The sequence below is a fragment of the Actinomyces sp. MRS3W genome (assembly GCF_032465695.1).
Lineage (GTDB): Bacteria > Actinomycetota > Actinomycetes > Actinomycetales > Actinomycetaceae > Actinomyces.
Genome location: NZ_JAWDJJ010000062.1, coordinates 1 through 17,185 on the forward strand (window position 1 = coordinate 1; position 17,185 = coordinate 17,185).

Sequence of the window (17,185 nt, forward strand, 5' to 3'; positions counted from 1 at the left end):
GGGCGGGGTGTTTCTGTGCGTTGGTGCCGATGTAGGTCAGCAGCTCGGGCATCACGTCTACTGCCTCCCGGGTGGTACGGGGACCGTCAAGGTTGCTCTCCGGGTGGGGCAGGACGACGGCAATGGTGAAGCCGTCTCCGAACCAGATGCCGTGAATGTAGTTTTCTGAGCCGATCTGCATGACCCAGAGGTAGGTGTTTCCCTCCAGCTCGGGGATGTCCAGCTTTTGGACGCCGTTGTCGGTGTCCGCGGCCATGGTCTCATCGGTCCACTCGGTACCATTGCCGGCGTCATACTCGTCATCGTGCCAATAATCGATGAACATGATGGTGTCGTAAAGGTCGTAGCCCTTGGCGCTCGTCGCCGGGGGCTTGCCCGACGAAACGCCGCAACGGCCTTCCCAAGACCCGTAGGCAAGTGTGTTGTCGCTTCCGATGTGGCTGCCGAGGATTCGGTTGAGTTCGGCGGTCTCGTAGAGGCCGTTGCATACGGTCTCCGGCGGCGGTACCGGGGTTTCCTCCGTATTCGAGGGGCGCCACCACACGACAACAACGCCGACGACGAGCACAACGGCCAGCGCGATGGTGAGCAGAATCAGCGACCCGCGTCGCCTTGGCCGACGTTCGCGAGTCTTGGAGACGGCAGCGTCAGAGTTGTTGATACCGTCGCTCTCGTCCGTGGTAGCACTGCTTGAGTCCATGCTCGTTCGTCGCCTATCTCGGTCGCGTCAGTAGTCTTCGGGTAGCGCGGTCTCTTGGGGGTCGACCGCCTCGATGCTGAGGGTTATGAGGTTGCCGGATAGGCCGATGTCGTCACCATTCTTGGCCCACCACTCCTGGAACTCTTCCTTCTGGGCCTCATCGGTGATGGTGACGGTTTTGGTTTCCGGGTCGTACCAGGACTGTGGGTGGTCGGCGTCGGGGAAATAGCTCTCATCAACGAGCCCGTGTTGGATGGCGACCTCGGTGATGCTGGCGTTGTATGCGGTCGCGCCGATTTCAAGGTTGGTGACGGTGTCGCTGGAGGCCGCCTCCATCAGCGACAGTCCGGCGGATCCCGCGGCGGAAACAACCGCGGCGGCGGGGTGAGGGATCGCGCCCACGGCGGCGAAGGCCGCACCGGCCTGCGCGCGCTCCTTGCCGCGCTGGGTGTTCGCGCGCTCGTTGGCGTGGTCGGCGACTTCGTCCACCCATGCCGCCGCGGTGCGCCCGTTCATATATGCGCGACGCATGCCCGCCTGTGCTGTGCTCACCTGCTCGGGGGTTGCGGGCGTTCCGTCCGTGGGTAGGTGCTCCGCGGCCCCGGCCCTTGCGGCGCGTTCGGTGTAGTTCATGATGCCCTGCCCGGCCGCGGACACGGCGTCATCGGAATCGGAGATGCTGGCAACGACGTGCTTGAGCGCATTACGCTTCGCAGCGGCGTCATGGGCCTTGTCCTTGGCGGTGGTGTACCCGTACTGAATGTCCGCGTCCCCGTCGGCGGTAGCTATGCCGGTGATTTCGGCTGCATGGTTGCCGACGAACACACCGAGGTTGGTCTTGGTCTGGTTGGAGGAGTTGGAGAAGTCGTGGTTGCCGAAGAACTCCAGGGCCTGGCCGCATGCCCACGTCGCGCGCCCGTCGAGTCCGCCGTCGGTGCTCCCCCTTTGACTGGAAACGCCCGCATAGGCGGCGGTCAGCGCCTCCTCGTTCCCGCGCACCCAGGTCCGGGAGAACAACAAGTTGGCGCGCTCCTGCGCAGTGATGGTGCGGCCATCCCGGGTTGTGAACGATATGTTCGGGTCATAGTCGGTGATGGGGATGGTCGCATTGCCGTTCTCGTCGATGACGATCGGCGGGTTGACAAGAGTAGGCGTGAAGTACTGGTCGGCGGCCTCCAGATTGCGGCTCATGGCGAATAGTGGCCCTGCCATCGGGTCGGCCGAGTAGTCCCCGAGGTAATTGCCGGCATCGGTTGCCAGCGGGTTGCCCACATCCATCGGGTCATACTCGACGGTCTCCATGTCGCTGGCCAGGTTGACCACGAAATCGGTCCCGTACACGGTGTCCGGAACAGACATCAGTGCAGTGACCGCCGATGCAAGCCCCTGCTTGCCATCGGTCGTGATGACCTTGCCGACCTCCAGGCTCAGGCCGCTGGTCCGGGACTCATTGTTCACCTCGGGTTGGGAAGCGGCAGCGAACACGTGACCCAGAGTCGTGATGACCCGCTGGAACGATGCCTCGTCCTCGTCGCTCCGCTTGACCCAGTACCCGTACTGGTTGATGTCCTTGTAGGCGGTCTGCGCGTCAATGGTGAGGTTGAGGAATGCCTCGGTGCCCAGCGCGTCGACGAACGCGGCGCCGTAGGTGGGGATGTCGCGGTGCTTGTCGATTTGGTTGAGGATCTCCTCCGGGGTGCGGCCCTGGGAGGAGGTGCCATTCTGGAGCGCCTCTTGGAGTTCGGCCGCCTCGGCCTTGGCGGTCTCGACGGCGCCGCTGTTATAGGCGTGGACGTTCGCGACCGTGTCCATCGACCGCCAGTAGGCCTCCACATCTGTGGTCCCGGGCGGGGGATCGGGCAGGTAGTAGGACAGGGTGCCGTCCGGATTGGTCATGGTGATACCTGACTCGTTCATGTCGATGGCCTCCTGGCGTCTGGAGCGCAACTCTTCGGCGAGGTCGCGCATCGTGGAGGCGTATCCCGCCATGGTGGAGGAGCCCGGTCCGGGCATGAGAAAACCGGGCAAGGACTCGGTTGCGGTGACGACTGAGTTCACCGGGTCGTGGTTGTACGCACTGGTCTGGTTGATGCCTTTGCGCTCCTCGTCGATCGCATCCGCTCGGTCATCGAGGTTCGTGATAACCGTCTGCATCTTATCCGTGTCGATCTTGATGTATGCCATAGGTCTGGTTTCAGGCTCTCTCCGGTCGGTTTGGGGGTGCCAGTGCGGCGTTAGATGCTGGGCCACTTGGCCAGGTCAGAGTCCGCCGGCACCATGTCCTCCCCGGCGTCGAAGATGGCGTTCTCTGCTGCTGTCAGGTCCGAGACGATGTCCTCGAGCGCATCCTCGGCATTGGAATCGGCCGCGCTGATCTTGCCGCGGTAGCTGTCCCCCACCGGTGAGGTCCACACATCCTCGGTGAGGCCGGCGTCGAAGGACCCAGTCGACTGCGTTGTCGTGCCCGTTGTTGATGTGGGTGTCCAGCTGGCCAGGCTTGTTTGCGCCGTCGTCGCTCGGGACTTGACCGCCTGGATCGCAGCCAGTTTGGGGTTATCAACCATCCTGGTATCGCCGTCGTCGGCGGAAGTGCTGCTATCGGCGTCGTCGTAATAGTAGGAGGTGGGCATCGAGACTCGAATCTCTCGGGTGGGCGTTCGGGACAGGCGGGGTGGTCGGTAGCCGCGGGCGGCTCAGCCAACCTACATCAAACATCACGTCCCTGTCACAACAGCGGAAACTGCCGTCCACGGTCAGCGTGAGTGGACGACGACAGTTGCGGTGTGCCCGCCGGCGTCGAGCTTGTGATCGCAGGTCAACAGCGGTACGTCCAGGCCCTCGGCCAGGGCGATGTAGTTGGCGTCATAAGCCGTGTATTGGTGACGTAGGTGCCATATCCGGTCTGCCAGTGGTGCCGCGCCGTAGCGAATGAGACCGAGGGCCGCGTAATCCTCACGCGCTGCGTGCGCGACCGTACTGTCGATAGTCCCGCCCAGCATCATCCCGCGCAGGGCGGAGAGAGCCTCGATATCAAGCAGATGGGGAACGGCGATCGTGTGCTGTGCGAATGCGTCAAGGAGCTCGTCGTTGGCGGTGCGGCCCACCAGTGCCTCGATCATGGCGGAGGCGTCCACCACGATCATCGGCGCGCTTCCTTCACGGCGGAGAGAATCTGTTCGGTGCTGGGCCCGTTGGTGCGATCGCGCGAGCGCAGCCGCGCCACAATCTGTCGGTTCGTTGGCCGGGATGTCAGCTCTGCCAGTTGTGCGGCCACGTAGGCGGACAGTGACATTCCGGCGGCGGCTGCGCGGCTGCGCAGCTCCCTGGCAACATCCTCATCGACGCCGCGAATGTACAGCGTGCTCATGAGCCAATGATAGCAAACTGCTTGCGCGGATGGCGGGGCGTCCACCACGCCCTCTCGGTGGACGCCCCGCCATCTACACGTCAACCCCGAGCCGTCTCAGCCAGCGGCGCACCCCGACGGCGTCGATGCTCGCCTCCAGGCGGGTGCTGGGCTTCCAGTCGCCCGTCGTCGTCAGGGCGGCCAGGTCGCGGCCGCTGGCGCCAACGGGTGAGGAAAAGGACGTACAGAAGGGGACGACGGTCTTGCCCGTGAAGTCGTTGTTCCGCACGAAGTCGCCCAGGACCCAGGAGGCCTCGCCCCACCAGATGGGGTAACCAACGAGGATGGTCTGGTAGCCGGCAAAGTCGTCCGGCGTCGCCTGCACGAGCTCCACATGGCGCAGACTGTGGTTCACATGCTCGCGTGAGACCCGGCTGCCCGGGTCGTTGTAATCCAGATCGGGCTCGGAGTAGGGATCGGCGGGCTCAAGCACAAAGGCGTCGGCTCCGAGCACCCGGGCGATGGTCTCGGCCGCGCGGCGGGTGTGCCCGTGGGCGGAGTAGTGGACGATGAGCGTCTGGGGCCGGGATTCAGGGATATCGCTGGTGGTCATCTTCGAACTCCAATCATCGACAACCGATTATACGGTCGATTCGCGACGCGTTAGTGACATACCGATGAGTTGCCAACGGGCGGCGACATGCGCCTGTCGGCGTCGCCTGCGCCGTCGACCTGGAATGATGACTGTAGCTGCGCTGGACCCGCGCGGCTCCGCTGAGGTTTCGCAGCGCGTCGTGGGACGATTCGGACGTCCCTGGTAGGAAGGAGCGAATATGGCACGGCCCTCGGTTCGCGACGTCGCCGAACGGGCGGGAGTGTCGGTCGGCACCGTCTCGCACGTTCTCAACCACCCCGATCGGGTCGCTCAGCCCACGCTCGATCGCGTGCGCGCCGCCATCGACGAGCTCGGCTTCGTCCGCTCCGAGGCTGCCCGCCGGCTGCGGCACGGGGGCTCCTCCCTCATCGGCGTGCTTGTTCACGACATCTCCAACCCTTTCTTCACCGAGGCCGCCCGCGGCATTGAGGATCGCCTGCGCGAGGACGGCCGCATCCCCATGCTCGGCTCCACCGATTCTGACCCCGAGCGTGAGCGTGAGCTCATGAGCCTGCTGGCCGGCATGGACGTGCACGGCGTCATCGTCACTCCCTCCGTCTCCACCCTCGACAATCTTGCCGTCCTGGCCGGACGTGGAATCCGCGTGGTGCTCATGGACCACCCGCCGATCTCCGCGGAGCTGTCCACCGTCTCTGGCGACGACGTCGCCGGCGCCCGCGCCGCCGTGAGTCACCTCATTGACCTCGGTCACCGGCGCGTCGGCTTCATCAACGGGCCGCTCACGGTGAGGCAGGCCGTCGACCGGCGCGATGGAGTCATCGCCGCGCTGACGGGGGCCGACCTGGATCCGGCGCAGGCACTGACCGAGATCGAGGCCGTCAGCGGCGGCCAGGGCTTCACCGCCGACGCCGGCGCGGTCGGTGCGGCCGCACTCCTCGGTGATGATTCACCACCCACGGCGCTGTTCTGCGCCAACGACCAGCTCGCCATTGGCGCCATGCGGGAGATTCGCCGCCGCGGCCTGGGCATTCCCGACGACGTCGCCATCGTTGGCTACGACGACATCTCGGTTGCCTCCGAGCTCATCACCCCGCTCACCAGCGTGCGCCAGCCCATGCGGGAGATGGGGGTGGCGGCGGCCGACCTGCTGTTGTCCGAGGACGGCGCGATTCGGCACGTCACCTTCCCCCCGGAGCTGGTGGTGCGCGAGTCCACCGCCGGCAAGGCGCTTCACAACACCTGATGCAGCGCCCGGACGTAGCTTTTCCCCATGCTCTCGTGGGGCACGGCCACCCCGTCCAGGGACCAGCTGAGCAAGTGCTCGGGGGAGAAGCCCCGGGCGCAGCGTGAGCATGAGCAGGGCAGAGCGGGGCGGCGCATCCGGTCCACGGTGTGTCCAGCGGGGCAGGTACCCACCCAACGACCCCGCACCCGCGGCGCCTGGCTATCTACCAACCGCTTGCCGCTCGCTCCGATACGGAGGGCCTCGGCGCGCCAGACGGCGTCGTGACCGTGGGCGGCGCCGACCCGGGCATGGGCGATCTCATGCAGCACGGTTTCGCGCACCTCGGCCTCGTCGTACAGGGCCATGAGCTGCCGGGAGAGTGTGATCCGCCTGCGGGTGTGGTCGGTCTGGCCGGCGCGTCGACGGGCGCGGTCGAAGCTCACCGACCAAGTACCGACGCCGTGCTCCTCCATCAGCAGGCGGGCCAGCGGGAGCACGTCGGGCAAGTTCACGCCCCGAGCCTACGCGGCCCCGAGGTGGTGGCGGTTTACAGCCCGGCTAGCCCAGGGATCGACGGCTTGGAACCCGGCCAGGCGCGAGGTTCGGTGGCTTGGAGCCTGGTTATCCCCGGGGGCTCGACGTGGGCTCCGACGCTTCGTATCACGAGACGACGATTCGGCACCTGGGTTGACGGTTCGTACCTTCGTGGCGACGGTTCGGCATTTGGACTGACGGTTCGGCAGCGAGGGTGCCGAACCGTCAGAGGATGTACCGAAGCGTTGGCGCCACGTGCCGAACCGTCGTCGAAAGTGCCGAAGCGTCAGGCACTGGCCGGATGGCGACGTCGAGCTGACGCGGCCGGAAGGGGCGAGGAACGCCCCTGGGAAGGGAACCATTGACGGCTCCAGTTGGACTGCCATCGCGCGGTTGGACCGTTTAAGCGCGGTTGGACCGCCCTAGACATGTTCTCAGACGGTCCAACCGGTGGTAGACGGTCCAACCGGTGGTAGACGGTCCAACCGTGGAGTGCGCTAGTACACGCCCCGCGTCCGGCGTACTCGATCGTCTACGCTCGGACGCGTCGGCTCACGACCCATGCCGCTAGCTATCCGGAAAGAGGCTTCTGTGTCCAACCAGCCCGCTCCCAACTACCAGTCCGTCCCTTACGGCCAGCCCGTGTACGTGCAACCGACCAACCCAGCCGACTCGGTCGGCTCCTGGATGCTGGCGATGCTCATCACTGCGATCCCCATCGTCGGCTTCATTTATCTGCTGGTCGTCGCCTTCGGCGGCTCGGCCTCCGTGTCCCGCCGTAACTGGGCGCGTGCCGCATTCGCTTGGCAGATCATCGCGATTGTGTTGGGAGTCCTCTTGTACTTCGTCGTAATCGCCGGCACGGTCAGCTCCGGAAACTACTGACTCGGGCTGCACCAAGCGCGCCGGCCTGTGGCAGCATTACTGCAATGTCACGCCCCGCCCAGCGATCGACGCGCAGCTCCCCACACCGCCACGTACGCCAGTCAGCCACCGACCATCGGGTCGTGTCCCATCGTCGGCGCTCACCGGCGTCGGCCCGGGGCGCCCGCTTGGCGGACGCGGCCCGGGCTGGATCGCGCCAGGGCAACGCATATCGACGGCGTGGCCAGTCCCGGCGGCGCCGCTCCCGCCGCCTCGGACCGGTCGGCGTTTTCGTGGTGTCGTTCCTCATCACTCTGCTCGTCGGCCTGCTGGTGATGAACGCCATTGACACGACTCCGGCGTCCTCCGCGCCGACGGGCGCAACCGAACCGGCAGCCATCTCCCGCGACATGACGGGTTTCAACGCCGAGCACATTATTGACGACGACGTCTTCTACGACTCGGACACGATGACCACCGCCGAGATCACTGCCCTCATCGACTCCGTTAACGAGGGTTGCCGGGCCGGCACCGATGGCACCCCCTGCCTGGCAGACGCCACCTTTGACACCGAAGATCGCGATCCCACCACCGCCTGCCCCGGCGGTTACACCGCCGCCACCGGGGAGACTGCCGCCGAGGTCATCTCCAAGGTAGCCGCCTCCTGCGACATCAATCCGCGCGTGCTGCTCGTGCTGCTGCACAAGGAGCAGGGGCTACTCACCGCCTCGGGGGCCAGCCTGACCGCGCGGCGCTACGAGGCCGCTACCGGCTACGCCTGTCCCGATGGGCAGGAGTGCGATCCCGACTACGCCGGCTTTTTCCGGCAGGTGTATGGGGCTGCCTCCCAATTCCAGACCTACCGGCTCGATCCCACTGCCTACCAGGTGGTTGCGGGCACGACGGCGCAACTGGCCTACTCACCCAACGCCCTGTGCGGCACCGGCGAGGTGACGGCGAGTAACCAGGCGACGGCCGGGCTGTACAACTACACGCCCTACCTGGCCAACGCGGCAGCGGCCACCGGGGGCGATGACTGCACCAGCTGGGGCAACTGGAACTTCTACGGCTACTACCGCACCCTCTTCGGCGACCCGGCGCCGTCGACGGCGGACTGAAATCCACCGTTTGTACTCGCCTATCGGTAGCTGACAGCGCGTCAGTTCCCAGGATGTTCCCAGCGTTTTTGCCTAGCTGCTTTCAGGTGGCCACGGCATAGTTCTACTCGCCATCGGACGACGGCGGCCACGAGGTACTGGGGAGTGCCGATGACGGGCAGTCGTCGAGTCGGGATCGCAGCCAAGGGAATGCGAACCCGGCGCCCGGTGAAGGAGGGAACGCCCCGGCGTGGGAACCGGCGGCGACCTCGATGCGAAGGGCCCGGCCCGGTTGATCCATACCGGGGCGGGCCTTCGCCATGTCTGCGGGCGGCCGCCAACGTTTCAGATCAGCATGTGCCGTCGACGCCCTGCGGGTGTGGTGCGGCGTTCGGCGCAGGCGTGTGAGGATTACCTGCATGGAGTGGCACCCGGTGCTGACGACTGTGTGGGTCGTCCTGGAATACGTGATTAAGTTCGTGGCGCTCGGGACTGTCCCGGAGAACCGTCGTCCGTCGTCGTCGACCGCCTGGCTGCTGCTCATCTTCCTGCTGCCCGTGGTCGGCCTACCGCTGTACGTGTTCCTGGGCAGCCCGTGGGTGCACGGCAAGCGATACGAGCAACAGCTCGAGGCCAACGAGGCCGTCACAGAGTTCACCGAGGGTATGCCCGATGCGCCGGCGGGAGCCCGCCCCTCGCCTCATCTTGGCTCCATACTGCGCATGAATCGGGCCTTGACCGGCCTGCCCTGCGTCACCGGCGAGGTGGTGGCTCTGCATTCGGACGCGTCCCAAACCTACGCCGCCATGGCGCGGCTCATCGACATGGCCGAGCACCATGTGCACGTTGAGTTCTACATCCAAAGTTGGGACGAGGTCACCGACGTCTTCTACTCCGCCCTCGCACGCGCGGCCGCCCGCGGCGTGACGGTGCGCCTGCTGGTGGACCATCTCGGCTCACGCAAATACCCCGGCTGGAAGGAGTTCGGCAAGCGCCTGTCCGCGGCCGGTATTCACTGGCGCCTCATGATGCCGCTGCTGCCGCACAAACGCCGCTTCCGCCGCCCCGACCTGCGCAACCACCGCAAGGTCCTCGTCGTCGACGGCAAACGCGCCTTCATCGGGTCCCACAACATCATTGACCCCACCTACCGGCTGCGCTCCAACCTGAGGGCGGGGCGCACCTGGGCCGACCTGTCCGTGGAGGTCACCGGGGACATCGTCGTTGAGGCCGAGGCCGTCTTCGCCATGGACTGGTTCTTCGAAGCCGGCGAGGTCCTCGACACCCGCGATGCGCTGCCCGACGGGGCAGACGTTGCCGAGCTGCTGGAGCGCCGGCCCACCGTCGGCGCCCCCGCGCCGCAGCCGGGGCGCCCCGACGCCGTCGTCAACGCCATGCAGCTGGTGCCATCCGGACCCGGTTATCCCACCGAGCCCAACCTGCGAATGTTCCTGTCCCTCATTGAAAACGCCACCCGGCGCGTGTCGATCACCAGCCCCTATTTCATCCCCGATGAGGCCCTGCTGGCGGCGATGACGACGGCGGCCTATCGGGGGGTGGAGGTCGAACTGTTCGTGGGCAAGGAGTCCGACCACCTCATCGTCAACCATGCCCAGCGCTCCTACTACGGGGCGCTGCTCGCCGCCGGTGTGCGCATTTACCGCTATCCGGCTCCCACCGTGCTGCACGCCAAGTACATGACGGTCGACGGTGAGATTGGGGTGATTGGGAGTGCCAATATGGACTTCCGCTCCTTCGCTCTCAACTACGAGATGATGCTGCTCGCTTTCGGCGGCGATCTCGATGACCTGCTGCGGGAGAACGACGCCTACTACCGCAGGGTGTCCACCGAGCTGACCGCGCAGGAGTGGGCCAAGGAGCCCTGGTGGCGGCGCTACGTCGACAACGTGTGCCGCCTGGTCTCCGCCGTCTTGTGAGCGCGAGGCCGGGAGGCGCTTGGCGGCGAGCACCTGAGCCCGGCCTCAGACACCTCCGCCCGGGGTCTGCCCCCGCGCGGGGGTTGCTTGCGCTTAGAACATCGGGTGCGGGTTCGCGCTCGTTGCGGGCACACTCTGCAACACGTCCCAATGTTCAACGATGAGGCCGTCCTCGAAGCGGTAGATGTCCGCGACGGCGCCGTCGGGTGAGCCGGGGTGCTTCGCGCGCACGTGGACCATGCCGAGGTTGCCGTCGAGCAGGATGCGCAGGACCTCGAAGGTGTTCTCCGGCGAGCCGTCGAACTTCGGGGTGAGCGCGACGATGGCGCTCTCGCGTCCATCCGCAATTCCCGGGTTGTGCTGCACGTAATCCTCAGCGACGAGGAACTCGAAGGCCTCACGCACTCGCTTGTGCCTGTAGAAGAGGTCGACAAATGCCTCGAAGTCCGTGCGGAGGTTGCCCGTGCGCGTCGTTGTCGCTGTCATAGGGGCAGTATGGCGCCACGCGGTGGCGGCGACAGACAGTTGGTGCGCTGCTCCGCCCGCCTCGTGCAGTAAGCACTTGAGCGCCCGGATGGGCGGGTGGCGGAGCCGGGTCAGGCGTGAGCGCGCAGCCAGGCCAGCACGGCGCGCACACGGCGGTTACCCTCCTCGGGCGGCAGATCCAGCTTGGCAAAAATGTTCGCGACGTGCTTGGCCACGGCGCCATCGGATACCACCAGGCGTTCGGCCACCTGCGGGTTGGACAGTCCCTGCGCCATGAGGGCGAGCACCTCCTGCTCACGCGGGGTCAGGCGTGCCAGAGCCGCCTGTTGCGTGCCCTGTCCCGGCCTCTGGGCGGCATTCGTACGAATGTCGGGGAACTCGTCCCCGGGGTCGGGTGCGAGCGCGCCCGTTTCCGCGGAGGTCGAGGCCGTAGCCTGCATGAGCCGGGACAGCACCTCCGGGTCGACTACCACCCCGCCGGCTGCCACCACGTCCAGACTGTGCATGAAGTCGCTGACCCGGCCGACACGCTCCTTGAGCAGATAGCCGACCCCGCCTGCGCCAGCGGCGGGACCATCGAGCAGTTCACGCAAGTACGGGCCAGCCACGTACGCGGACAACACGATCACGGGCAGTCCCGGGTAGGCGGCGCGTAGATCGATGGCGGCACGCAGGCCGTCATCGGTGCTGGTGGGAGGCATACGCACGTCGGTGACGACGACGTCGGGCAGCGCACCCGCCGCGGCCAGCCGTTCGACCTCCTCCCGCAGCGCATCGGCGTCCGCCACCTGCGCCACCACCTCGTAACCAGCCGCGGTGAGTAGCCCGGCCAGGCCCTCACGCAGGAGAGCGGCGTCGTCGGCGAGCACAATCCTCATGGGCCCATCCTGCCGTAGGCGGTGACTCCGGTCGGATCAGCCGTGGTGCGGGTATCGGGGCGCGGCCGGGCGCGGCCCGGAATGTGTCCGCACACGATCACCCTCGGGCCCATGGTGGGGTCAGCGGTGCAGTCAGCGTCAACCTGGTGCCGACTCCCGGGGGCGAGTTGATCACCAGATGCCCCCCGATGGACTCCACTCGCTGCGCCATCCCCGCCAGGCCGGTCGAACCGGGCGAGTGCGGATCGGCGCCGCCCGCCCCGTTGTCGACGACGATTACCCGCAGACCCCTGTCGGTGACCGCCGCTTCGACCCGGGCCTGCGCGTTCGGCCCGGCGTGCTTGGCCGCATTGGTGAGCGCCTCGGCGACCGCGAAGTAGACCGTGGTCGCTACGGGCGAGGTGATCGCCGTGAGATCGGCCTCCCCACCGGTGATGCTGACGGCGGTGGGCAGAGGTGCGCGCCCGGCGAGGTCGCGCAACGCCGGTGCCAGGCCGCGTTCGGTCAGAATCGCTGGACGGATGCCATGGACGGTCTCTCGCAGGCTGCGCAGGGCAGCCTCGGCCTCATCCTGGGCGGTGCGAATGTCCGCGCGCAGCGCTGCGAGCGCCGCGATCCGGGCGTCGTCCGGCGTTTCCTGGCCGCTCTGGTGGTCGACGATGTTGTCCGCGCCCCCCGAGTCATCACCGCCGACCTTCACGCCCAGGTGTCCTGCGGCGCCCGGGTCGAGCGTCTCCAGGCGGTCGGCGTGCAGCTCGGCCGCGCCCAGGTGCATTGCCACGGCCACCAGTCGCTGCTGCGCGCCGTCGTGCAGGTCCCGTTCGATGCGGGCGCGCTCGGCATCGAAGGCGTCCACGAGCGTGGCTCGGCCACTGCTCAGATGGCCGACCTCGGCAGCGAGGGCGGCCAGGCGCGCTTCGTCGTCGGGGCGGGACAGGGCCACGGTCATGCGGCAGCGCAGGTGCCCCAGCACCAACAACAGACCCAGCACTAGGGCCAGGCAGGCCAGAGCGATCGGCTCCAGCCACCAGACCTGTCTGAAGGAGGTCGCTGTCCGCGACCACCCCGGCAGGTCGGGCAGGCTGAGTTCCAGCGGTTGCTCGGGCGAGGCGATGAAAGGACCGACAGCCAAGACCCCAGTCAGTATCCCGCCCATGCCGGCGACGAAGAAACCGACGGCGCTGAGCAGAGTACCGCCCAGAACCAGCGGGACATCTTGCTTCCAGAAGCCGGCCCTGACGACGCGGCTCCGCAACCATGCCAACCGTCTTCCGGGCGGTAAGGCACTTGGGGCGTTCACGCCGGCGAGACGCGCCAGAGCGCGATCAGCCTCGGCCAGCAGCGGGAGCGTCAGATGGAAGGCCAGCAGGAGGGGAATTGCCACGACCACCAGCGGCAGGAATGCTGCGGCGTGAAGGAGCTCGGTCAGCACCAGCACTCCGCGGCGCACGCGGCACTGGGTGCTTGTGCTGCGGGGCTCGATGTCGGTGGGGACGACTGTGGCGGCCATGTGCAGACCCTATGGCGGTGGGCTGCGCCGCACACGGGTGCTGACACCCGCTCGGAGTGGACCTGGCACCACCGGATGCATGACGAAGCGGGCTCCCACGCCAGTGACCCGGACGGGGCGACCGGGTTTCATCACCGTCATGACACCTTCAAACGCACACTTCGGCACGGGCTCCGGGCCGACCTCCGCGTCGCCGACGCAGGCCGCCGATCCGCTGGCATCCATGCAGGCTGCTCGGAGTGATATTCCGGCGATTGATGTCGAAGCGCTCGGGCGCGTCTTCACACTTCCCGGGCGGCGCCGCGCGGCAGTCACCGCCGTTGACAACGTCGCACTGAACCTGATGACCGGGAGCTTCACTGCCTTGGTGGGCGCGTCGGGCTGTGGGAAATCGACGCTACTGCAATGCGTCTCCGGCCTGGATCGGCCCACGTCGGGGACCGTGCGGCTCCTCGGCACCGATATCACCGCCCTGCGTCCGCGGGACGCTGCCCGCTTCCGGGCCGACCACGTGGGATTCATCTTCCAGGACGATAACCTCGTCACCGCACTATCCGCCCGGGACAACGTCGCCCTGCCCGGTCGATTGCGACGCCGCCCGCTGCAGCGCACCGCCGTTGACGAGGCCCTGGAACGACTCGGACTGACCGCCCAGGCCCATCATCTGCCCCACGAACTCAGCGGCGGAGAGCGGCAGCGGGTTGCTGTCGCCCGGGTCCTGGCGTCCCGGCCCGCCCTCGTATTCGCCGACGAACCCACTGCCGCCCTCGATGTCACAGCCGGTGCTGGCGTACTCGACTGGCTGCGCGAGCTGGCCACACTGGGCACGACCGTCCTCATGGTCACTCACGACGCCGCGGCCGCGGCCCGTGCCGATGCGGTACTCGTGATGGGGGCGGGGCGGCTTGTGGCCGCCATGCCGGGCGGGGATGCCGACGCCGTCGCCCTCGCCGTCCTGCGCACTCGCGAGGGGGCTGAGGGACGATGACGCGCTTGCTGCTTGCCGAACTGCGGCATCACGCCTCCTCATGGACCTGGACCTGCGTGGTTGCAGTCGTGGCCGGGGCGTGCGTATCCGGGCAGTTCATGGCCATGCGCGGGTCGCTGCGCTCAGCGGCCGCGGCCACCGGTGTCAACCGTTGGGGCGTCTCCGTCAGGGCCGATATGACGGATGCCGCCCACACGGTGAGTGCCGTCATTATTATTTCCGTCCTCCTGGCGACCGCGGCGGTACTCACATCAACCGCGGCTCTCGTGATCTCCCAACATCAGCGCGACCACGGCCTGTGGCGGGCGCTGGGGATGCCTCCGGGGACGCTGCGCGCGATCCTGCTCGGACAGCTGGGCGTCGTCGGCGCCCTGGGTTCCCTTGGCGGTGGGGCACTCGGGTGGCCGGTCGCCCGCATCATGGTGCCGCTACTCATCGACCAGGAGGTGGCGTTGCCGGGCACCAGGCCGCAGTGGGATGCGGGGGACCTGATTTGGACCGCCCTGGTGGTCGCCGGGGGCGTGATGATCGGCGGTTGGGGCGCTGCCCGGCGGGCCGCCCGCGCCACGGAGGTAGAACTGATAATGGGGCGGGGCGGCGTCGAGACCGCCTGGAGCCTGCGGCGTGTATTCGGGGTACTCGGCTGGCTGCTGCTGGCCGGTGGGTTCGCGACCGGGATAGTTGCGGCGGCGGTGACCGCTCACCGTTCCGGGCCCATGACCGATGAGTCCGTCAATGCCGTGATTCTGGGGTCATTCAGCGTCCTGGGACTGGTGTGCGTACTTGCCCCACGGCTGGTGCCACTGGTCGAGCGTGCACTTGGGCTGCTGCCGCTGCGTGGCCCGGCATGGTTGGTGTCAACCAGGACGGCCTCGCTGCAGTCGCGCCGATCCTCCGCTACGGTGCTGCCATTCCTAGTGGCGATCGGACTGGTGGCGGTCATGTTCGGTGCCACGCATGCCGGCTTCAGCAATATGCGTCTGTCGGGTTTCTTGGCCATGTTCGGCCTGGCCATGGTGACCGCCTGGAGCGGCGGAGTCGCGGTGATCGCCATGAGCGCCAGCAGTAGGCGCCGTGACAAGGCGTTGTTAGTGGCGGCAGGAGCCCGGGAGCGCACAGTGCTCGGGGTACAGGTACTGGAGGGGGTACTGCACGCGGGAGCCGCCGTGTTACTCGGGCTACTCATCTGGGTTATCGCCGGTGCGTTCATGGCCGCCGCCTCCATGGAGGGCGTGGCGGCGACGATCGGCCGGGGCCCATGGGCGGAGCTGGGCGTAGTGGGCGGGCTGACGCTGGTGACGACCTGTCTGTCCGTGGTCATTTCAACGCGCGTGGGCAGAAGACAAAATGTGGCGCAGGTCCTGCGTGCGCGGGACTGACGTGGCCCAGGACGCGGTGCTGGCCGGAGACCACAGCGGGAACGACAGGGGACTGACGGAGCCTGAGGAGGCGGGAGCTTCTACGGTGCCCCGGGGCGTATGGCCTCTCGTCGTGGTGGCGGCCAGGTGGCGGTGCGCCGCCCCGCCTGCTCCCGGCCCACCGAAGGGTCCGACGCCGCCCACCAGACCTCGCCCGGATGCGGCTGCGCCGTCAGTTTTCTGGAACAGACCGCGGCTGGCTGACCGCGAAACTCCAAAACGCGTGTCTTTGGCACAAACACGTGTTCGTGACGTCGCTGTGGGCCGCGGTAGGCTCTACCGCCATGAGTGATGCCCCACGTACCGGATTGTTCGCGTGGCTCTTCGGACGCAAACAATCCAGCAAGCCCGCACAAACCCCGGTGCCCGCACCCGCGGCGGCCACAGAGTCGGTGGTTTCCCCACCCCCGAATGCGGAAGAGCTGCAGCTGGTGGCCTCCGGGAAACTCATTATGGCGGTCAAGGCCTATCGGGAGCGCACCGGCGCTGACCTCAAGACCGCCAAGGCTGCGATTGACGCGGCTACGGGCCGCTGAGCCGCCGGCTAGCGGCGGGCTGCCGGACTCGGGCCGGGGCGGCGGGATACCGCTCAGATCCGGGCCAACAGCTTGCTGATGCGCTTGACGCTCACTTTGCGGCTGGTGCCGAGCGTCTGGGCGAACAGGCTTACCCGCAGCTCCTCCACCATCCAGCGAGCCTGTTCCAGCACGGCGTCCCGCTCCGGGTCCTCCGGCAGCGCAGCGGCCCGGCTACGAGCGTCGGCAACCAGCCGCTCGGCCTCCTGCACCTGATAGGCGAGGGCAGCATCCTGACTGGGGGAGGACTCCGCCTTCTCCACGCGCATGGCGAGCGCGCGCAGATACCTGGGCAGGTGCGCCAGCTGATCCGCCGGCGTCGCCGCCACGAAACCGTCGAAGATGAGCGCGGCCGCATGCTCGCGCACCTCCTGCAGGGTGCCCAGCAACGTCAGGGAGGTGTGGGCTGACACCGCCCGCTCCACGTCCCGCTGGGCGGCCAGCGTCTTGGCGGCAATCTGGGCGACGCGGTAGACCTCATCCTCCAGCTCCTGGCGCATGGTGGCCACGAGCTCGGCGAACACGGCCTGTTCCCGCACCTGCGCCAGGGGAGTGCGCCGGGCCTGCGCCCACCGGTCGGCGACGACGCGTGCCGCCGCCAGCTCGATATCCTCCACCAGGGCCTCGGTACTCCGATAGGGGCTCGCCGCCAGGGTCAGGGTCTCGGTGGGGCTCCACCGTGAGGTGACCCGCCCCGTGGGCAGGGCGGTGCGGGCCAGCGCGAGCGCCGTGACCCCGGCGCCGTGGGCTCGCTCCTGGGCGACGGCGTCGGGCAGGATCCGCAGGTCGGCGCGGCGCGCTCCCACCGCCACCAGGGCCGGATAACCGCGTACGACCAGCCCGGCCGTGCCCGTGGACTCGATAACCGGCGGGATGGTCGACCGCTCCGGTCCTTCCAGCCCGGTGACGCCTTGCGGCCAGTCGGTCAGTCCGGTGCGCTCGGCCAACCCGCTGCGAGTCTGCGTGCTCCCCGCCGGGCTCGACGACGTCGCATCCCGGCCCGCCGGAGCC

19 protein-coding genes are annotated in these 17,185 nt (G+C 67.6%); 8 read left to right on the forward strand and 11 right to left on the reverse strand.

Annotation, left to right across the window (positions count from 1 at the left end):
- The 6 genes from RWX45_RS01740 to RWX45_RS01765 form a co-directional block, all read right to left on the reverse strand.
- On the reverse strand, positions 1-700 hold a 700-nt coding region (locus RWX45_RS01740), incomplete at its 3' end, for a hypothetical protein (protein WP_316022069.1).
- A gap of 27 nt (positions 701-727) precedes the next feature.
- On the reverse strand, positions 728-2,884 hold the full coding sequence (locus RWX45_RS01745; protein WP_316022070.1) for a DUF6571 family protein: 2,157 nt from the start codon (positions 2,882-2,884) through the stop codon (positions 728-730).
- Between the two features lie 50 nt (positions 2,885-2,934).
- A complete protein-coding gene (locus RWX45_RS01750) occupies positions 2,935-3,330 on the reverse strand; it encodes a hypothetical protein (protein ID WP_316022071.1) in 396 nt (131 codons plus the stop codon).
- A gap of 123 nt (positions 3,331-3,453) precedes the next feature.
- Entirely contained in the window at positions 3,454-3,843 is a 390-nt protein-coding gene (locus RWX45_RS01755; RefSeq protein WP_316022072.1) for a type II toxin-antitoxin system VapC family toxin, read from the reverse strand.
- Positions 3,840-4,067 carry a FitA-like ribbon-helix-helix domain-containing protein gene (locus tag RWX45_RS01760; RefSeq protein WP_316022073.1) on the reverse strand — a complete coding sequence of 76 codons (228 nt, stop codon included), beginning with the start codon at positions 4,065-4,067 and terminating at the stop codon, positions 3,840-3,842. Before RWX45_RS01760 ends, RWX45_RS01755 begins: the two co-directional genes overlap by 4 nt.
- Positions 4,068-4,140: 73 nt before the next feature.
- A complete protein-coding gene (locus tag RWX45_RS01765) occupies positions 4,141-4,659 on the reverse strand; it encodes a flavodoxin (RefSeq protein WP_316022074.1) in 519 nt (172 codons plus the stop codon).
- 220 nt (positions 4,660-4,879) lie between these two features.
- On the opposite strand from RWX45_RS01765, the gene RWX45_RS01770 reads away from it, so the two are divergent.
- Positions 4,880-5,905, forward strand: coding sequence for a LacI family DNA-binding transcriptional regulator (locus RWX45_RS01770; RefSeq protein WP_316022075.1), 1,026 nt, complete (start codon positions 4,880-4,882; stop codon positions 5,903-5,905).
- Here RWX45_RS01770 and RWX45_RS01775 read toward each other — a convergent pair.
- Positions 5,893-6,399, reverse strand: coding sequence for a SprT-like domain-containing protein (locus RWX45_RS01775; protein ID WP_316022076.1), 507 nt, complete (start codon positions 6,397-6,399; stop codon positions 5,893-5,895). The two genes, RWX45_RS01770 and RWX45_RS01775, sit on opposite strands and share 13 nt — an antisense overlap.
- A 613-nt stretch (positions 6,400-7,012) precedes the next feature.
- On the opposite strand from RWX45_RS01775, the gene RWX45_RS01780 reads away from it, so the two are divergent.
- The 3 genes from RWX45_RS01780 to cls all read left to right on the forward strand — a co-directional run bounded on the left by RWX45_RS01780 (position 7,013) and on the right by cls (position 10,319).
- The gene (locus RWX45_RS01780; RefSeq protein ID WP_316022077.1) at positions 7,013-7,306 is read left to right on the forward strand and encodes a hypothetical protein; all 294 of its coding nucleotides are present in this window, start codon (positions 7,013-7,015) and stop codon (positions 7,304-7,306) included.
- 122 nt (positions 7,307-7,428) lie between these two features.
- Positions 7,429-8,403, forward strand: coding sequence for a hypothetical protein (locus RWX45_RS01785; RefSeq protein WP_316022078.1), 975 nt, complete (start codon positions 7,429-7,431; stop codon positions 8,401-8,403).
- A 398-nt stretch (positions 8,404-8,801) separates the two neighbouring features.
- Positions 8,802-10,319, forward strand: coding sequence for a cardiolipin synthase (gene cls / locus RWX45_RS01790; RefSeq protein ID WP_316022079.1), 1,518 nt, complete (start codon positions 8,802-8,804; stop codon positions 10,317-10,319).
- A 93-nt stretch (positions 10,320-10,412) separates the two neighbouring features.
- Here cls and RWX45_RS01795 read toward each other — a convergent pair whose 3' ends face one another.
- From RWX45_RS01795 to RWX45_RS01805, 3 genes are all read right to left on the reverse strand, one after another.
- A complete protein-coding gene (locus RWX45_RS01795) occupies positions 10,413-10,805 on the reverse strand; it encodes a nuclear transport factor 2 family protein (protein ID WP_316022080.1) in 393 nt (130 codons plus the stop codon).
- A gap of 110 nt (positions 10,806-10,915) precedes the next feature.
- Complete coding sequence (locus RWX45_RS01800; RefSeq protein WP_316022081.1) at positions 10,916-11,683, reverse strand: response regulator transcription factor; 768 nt, start codon at positions 11,681-11,683, stop codon at positions 10,916-10,918.
- A gap of 97 nt (positions 11,684-11,780) precedes the next feature.
- Positions 11,781-13,193, reverse strand: coding sequence for a sensor histidine kinase (locus tag RWX45_RS01805; protein WP_316022082.1), 1,413 nt, complete (start codon positions 13,191-13,193; stop codon positions 11,781-11,783).
- 223 nt (positions 13,194-13,416) lie between these two features.
- Between RWX45_RS01805 and RWX45_RS01810 the strand changes: the two genes are divergently transcribed.
- The 4 genes from RWX45_RS01810 to RWX45_RS01825 all read left to right on the forward strand — a co-directional run bounded on the left by RWX45_RS01810 (position 13,417) and on the right by RWX45_RS01825 (position 16,135).
- Positions 13,417-14,181 carry an ABC transporter ATP-binding protein gene (locus tag RWX45_RS01810; RefSeq protein WP_316022087.1) on the forward strand — a complete coding sequence of 255 codons (765 nt, stop codon included), beginning with the start codon at positions 13,417-13,419 and terminating at the stop codon, positions 14,179-14,181.
- Positions 14,178-15,560, forward strand: a complete 1,383-nt coding sequence (locus RWX45_RS01815) for an FtsX-like permease family protein (RefSeq protein ID WP_316022083.1) — start codon at positions 14,178-14,180, stop codon at positions 15,558-15,560. The genes RWX45_RS01810 and RWX45_RS01815 overlap by 4 nt, the downstream gene beginning before the upstream one ends.
- Positions 15,561-15,659: 99 nt before the next feature.
- Positions 15,660-15,803: a hypothetical protein gene (locus RWX45_RS01820; protein ID WP_316022084.1), complete on the forward strand. Its 144-nt coding sequence runs from the start codon at positions 15,660-15,662 to the stop codon at positions 15,801-15,803.
- Positions 15,804-15,883: 80 nt separating this feature from the next.
- Entirely contained in the window at positions 15,884-16,135 is a 252-nt protein-coding gene (locus RWX45_RS01825) for a hypothetical protein (protein ID WP_316022085.1), read from the forward strand.
- Between the two features lie 53 nt (positions 16,136-16,188).
- On the opposite strand, the gene RWX45_RS01830 is transcribed toward RWX45_RS01825, so the two are convergent.
- Positions 16,189-17,185, reverse strand: a 997-nt coding sequence (locus RWX45_RS01830; RefSeq protein WP_316022086.1) for a DUF3418 domain-containing protein, incomplete at its 5' end; no start/stop codon positions are given.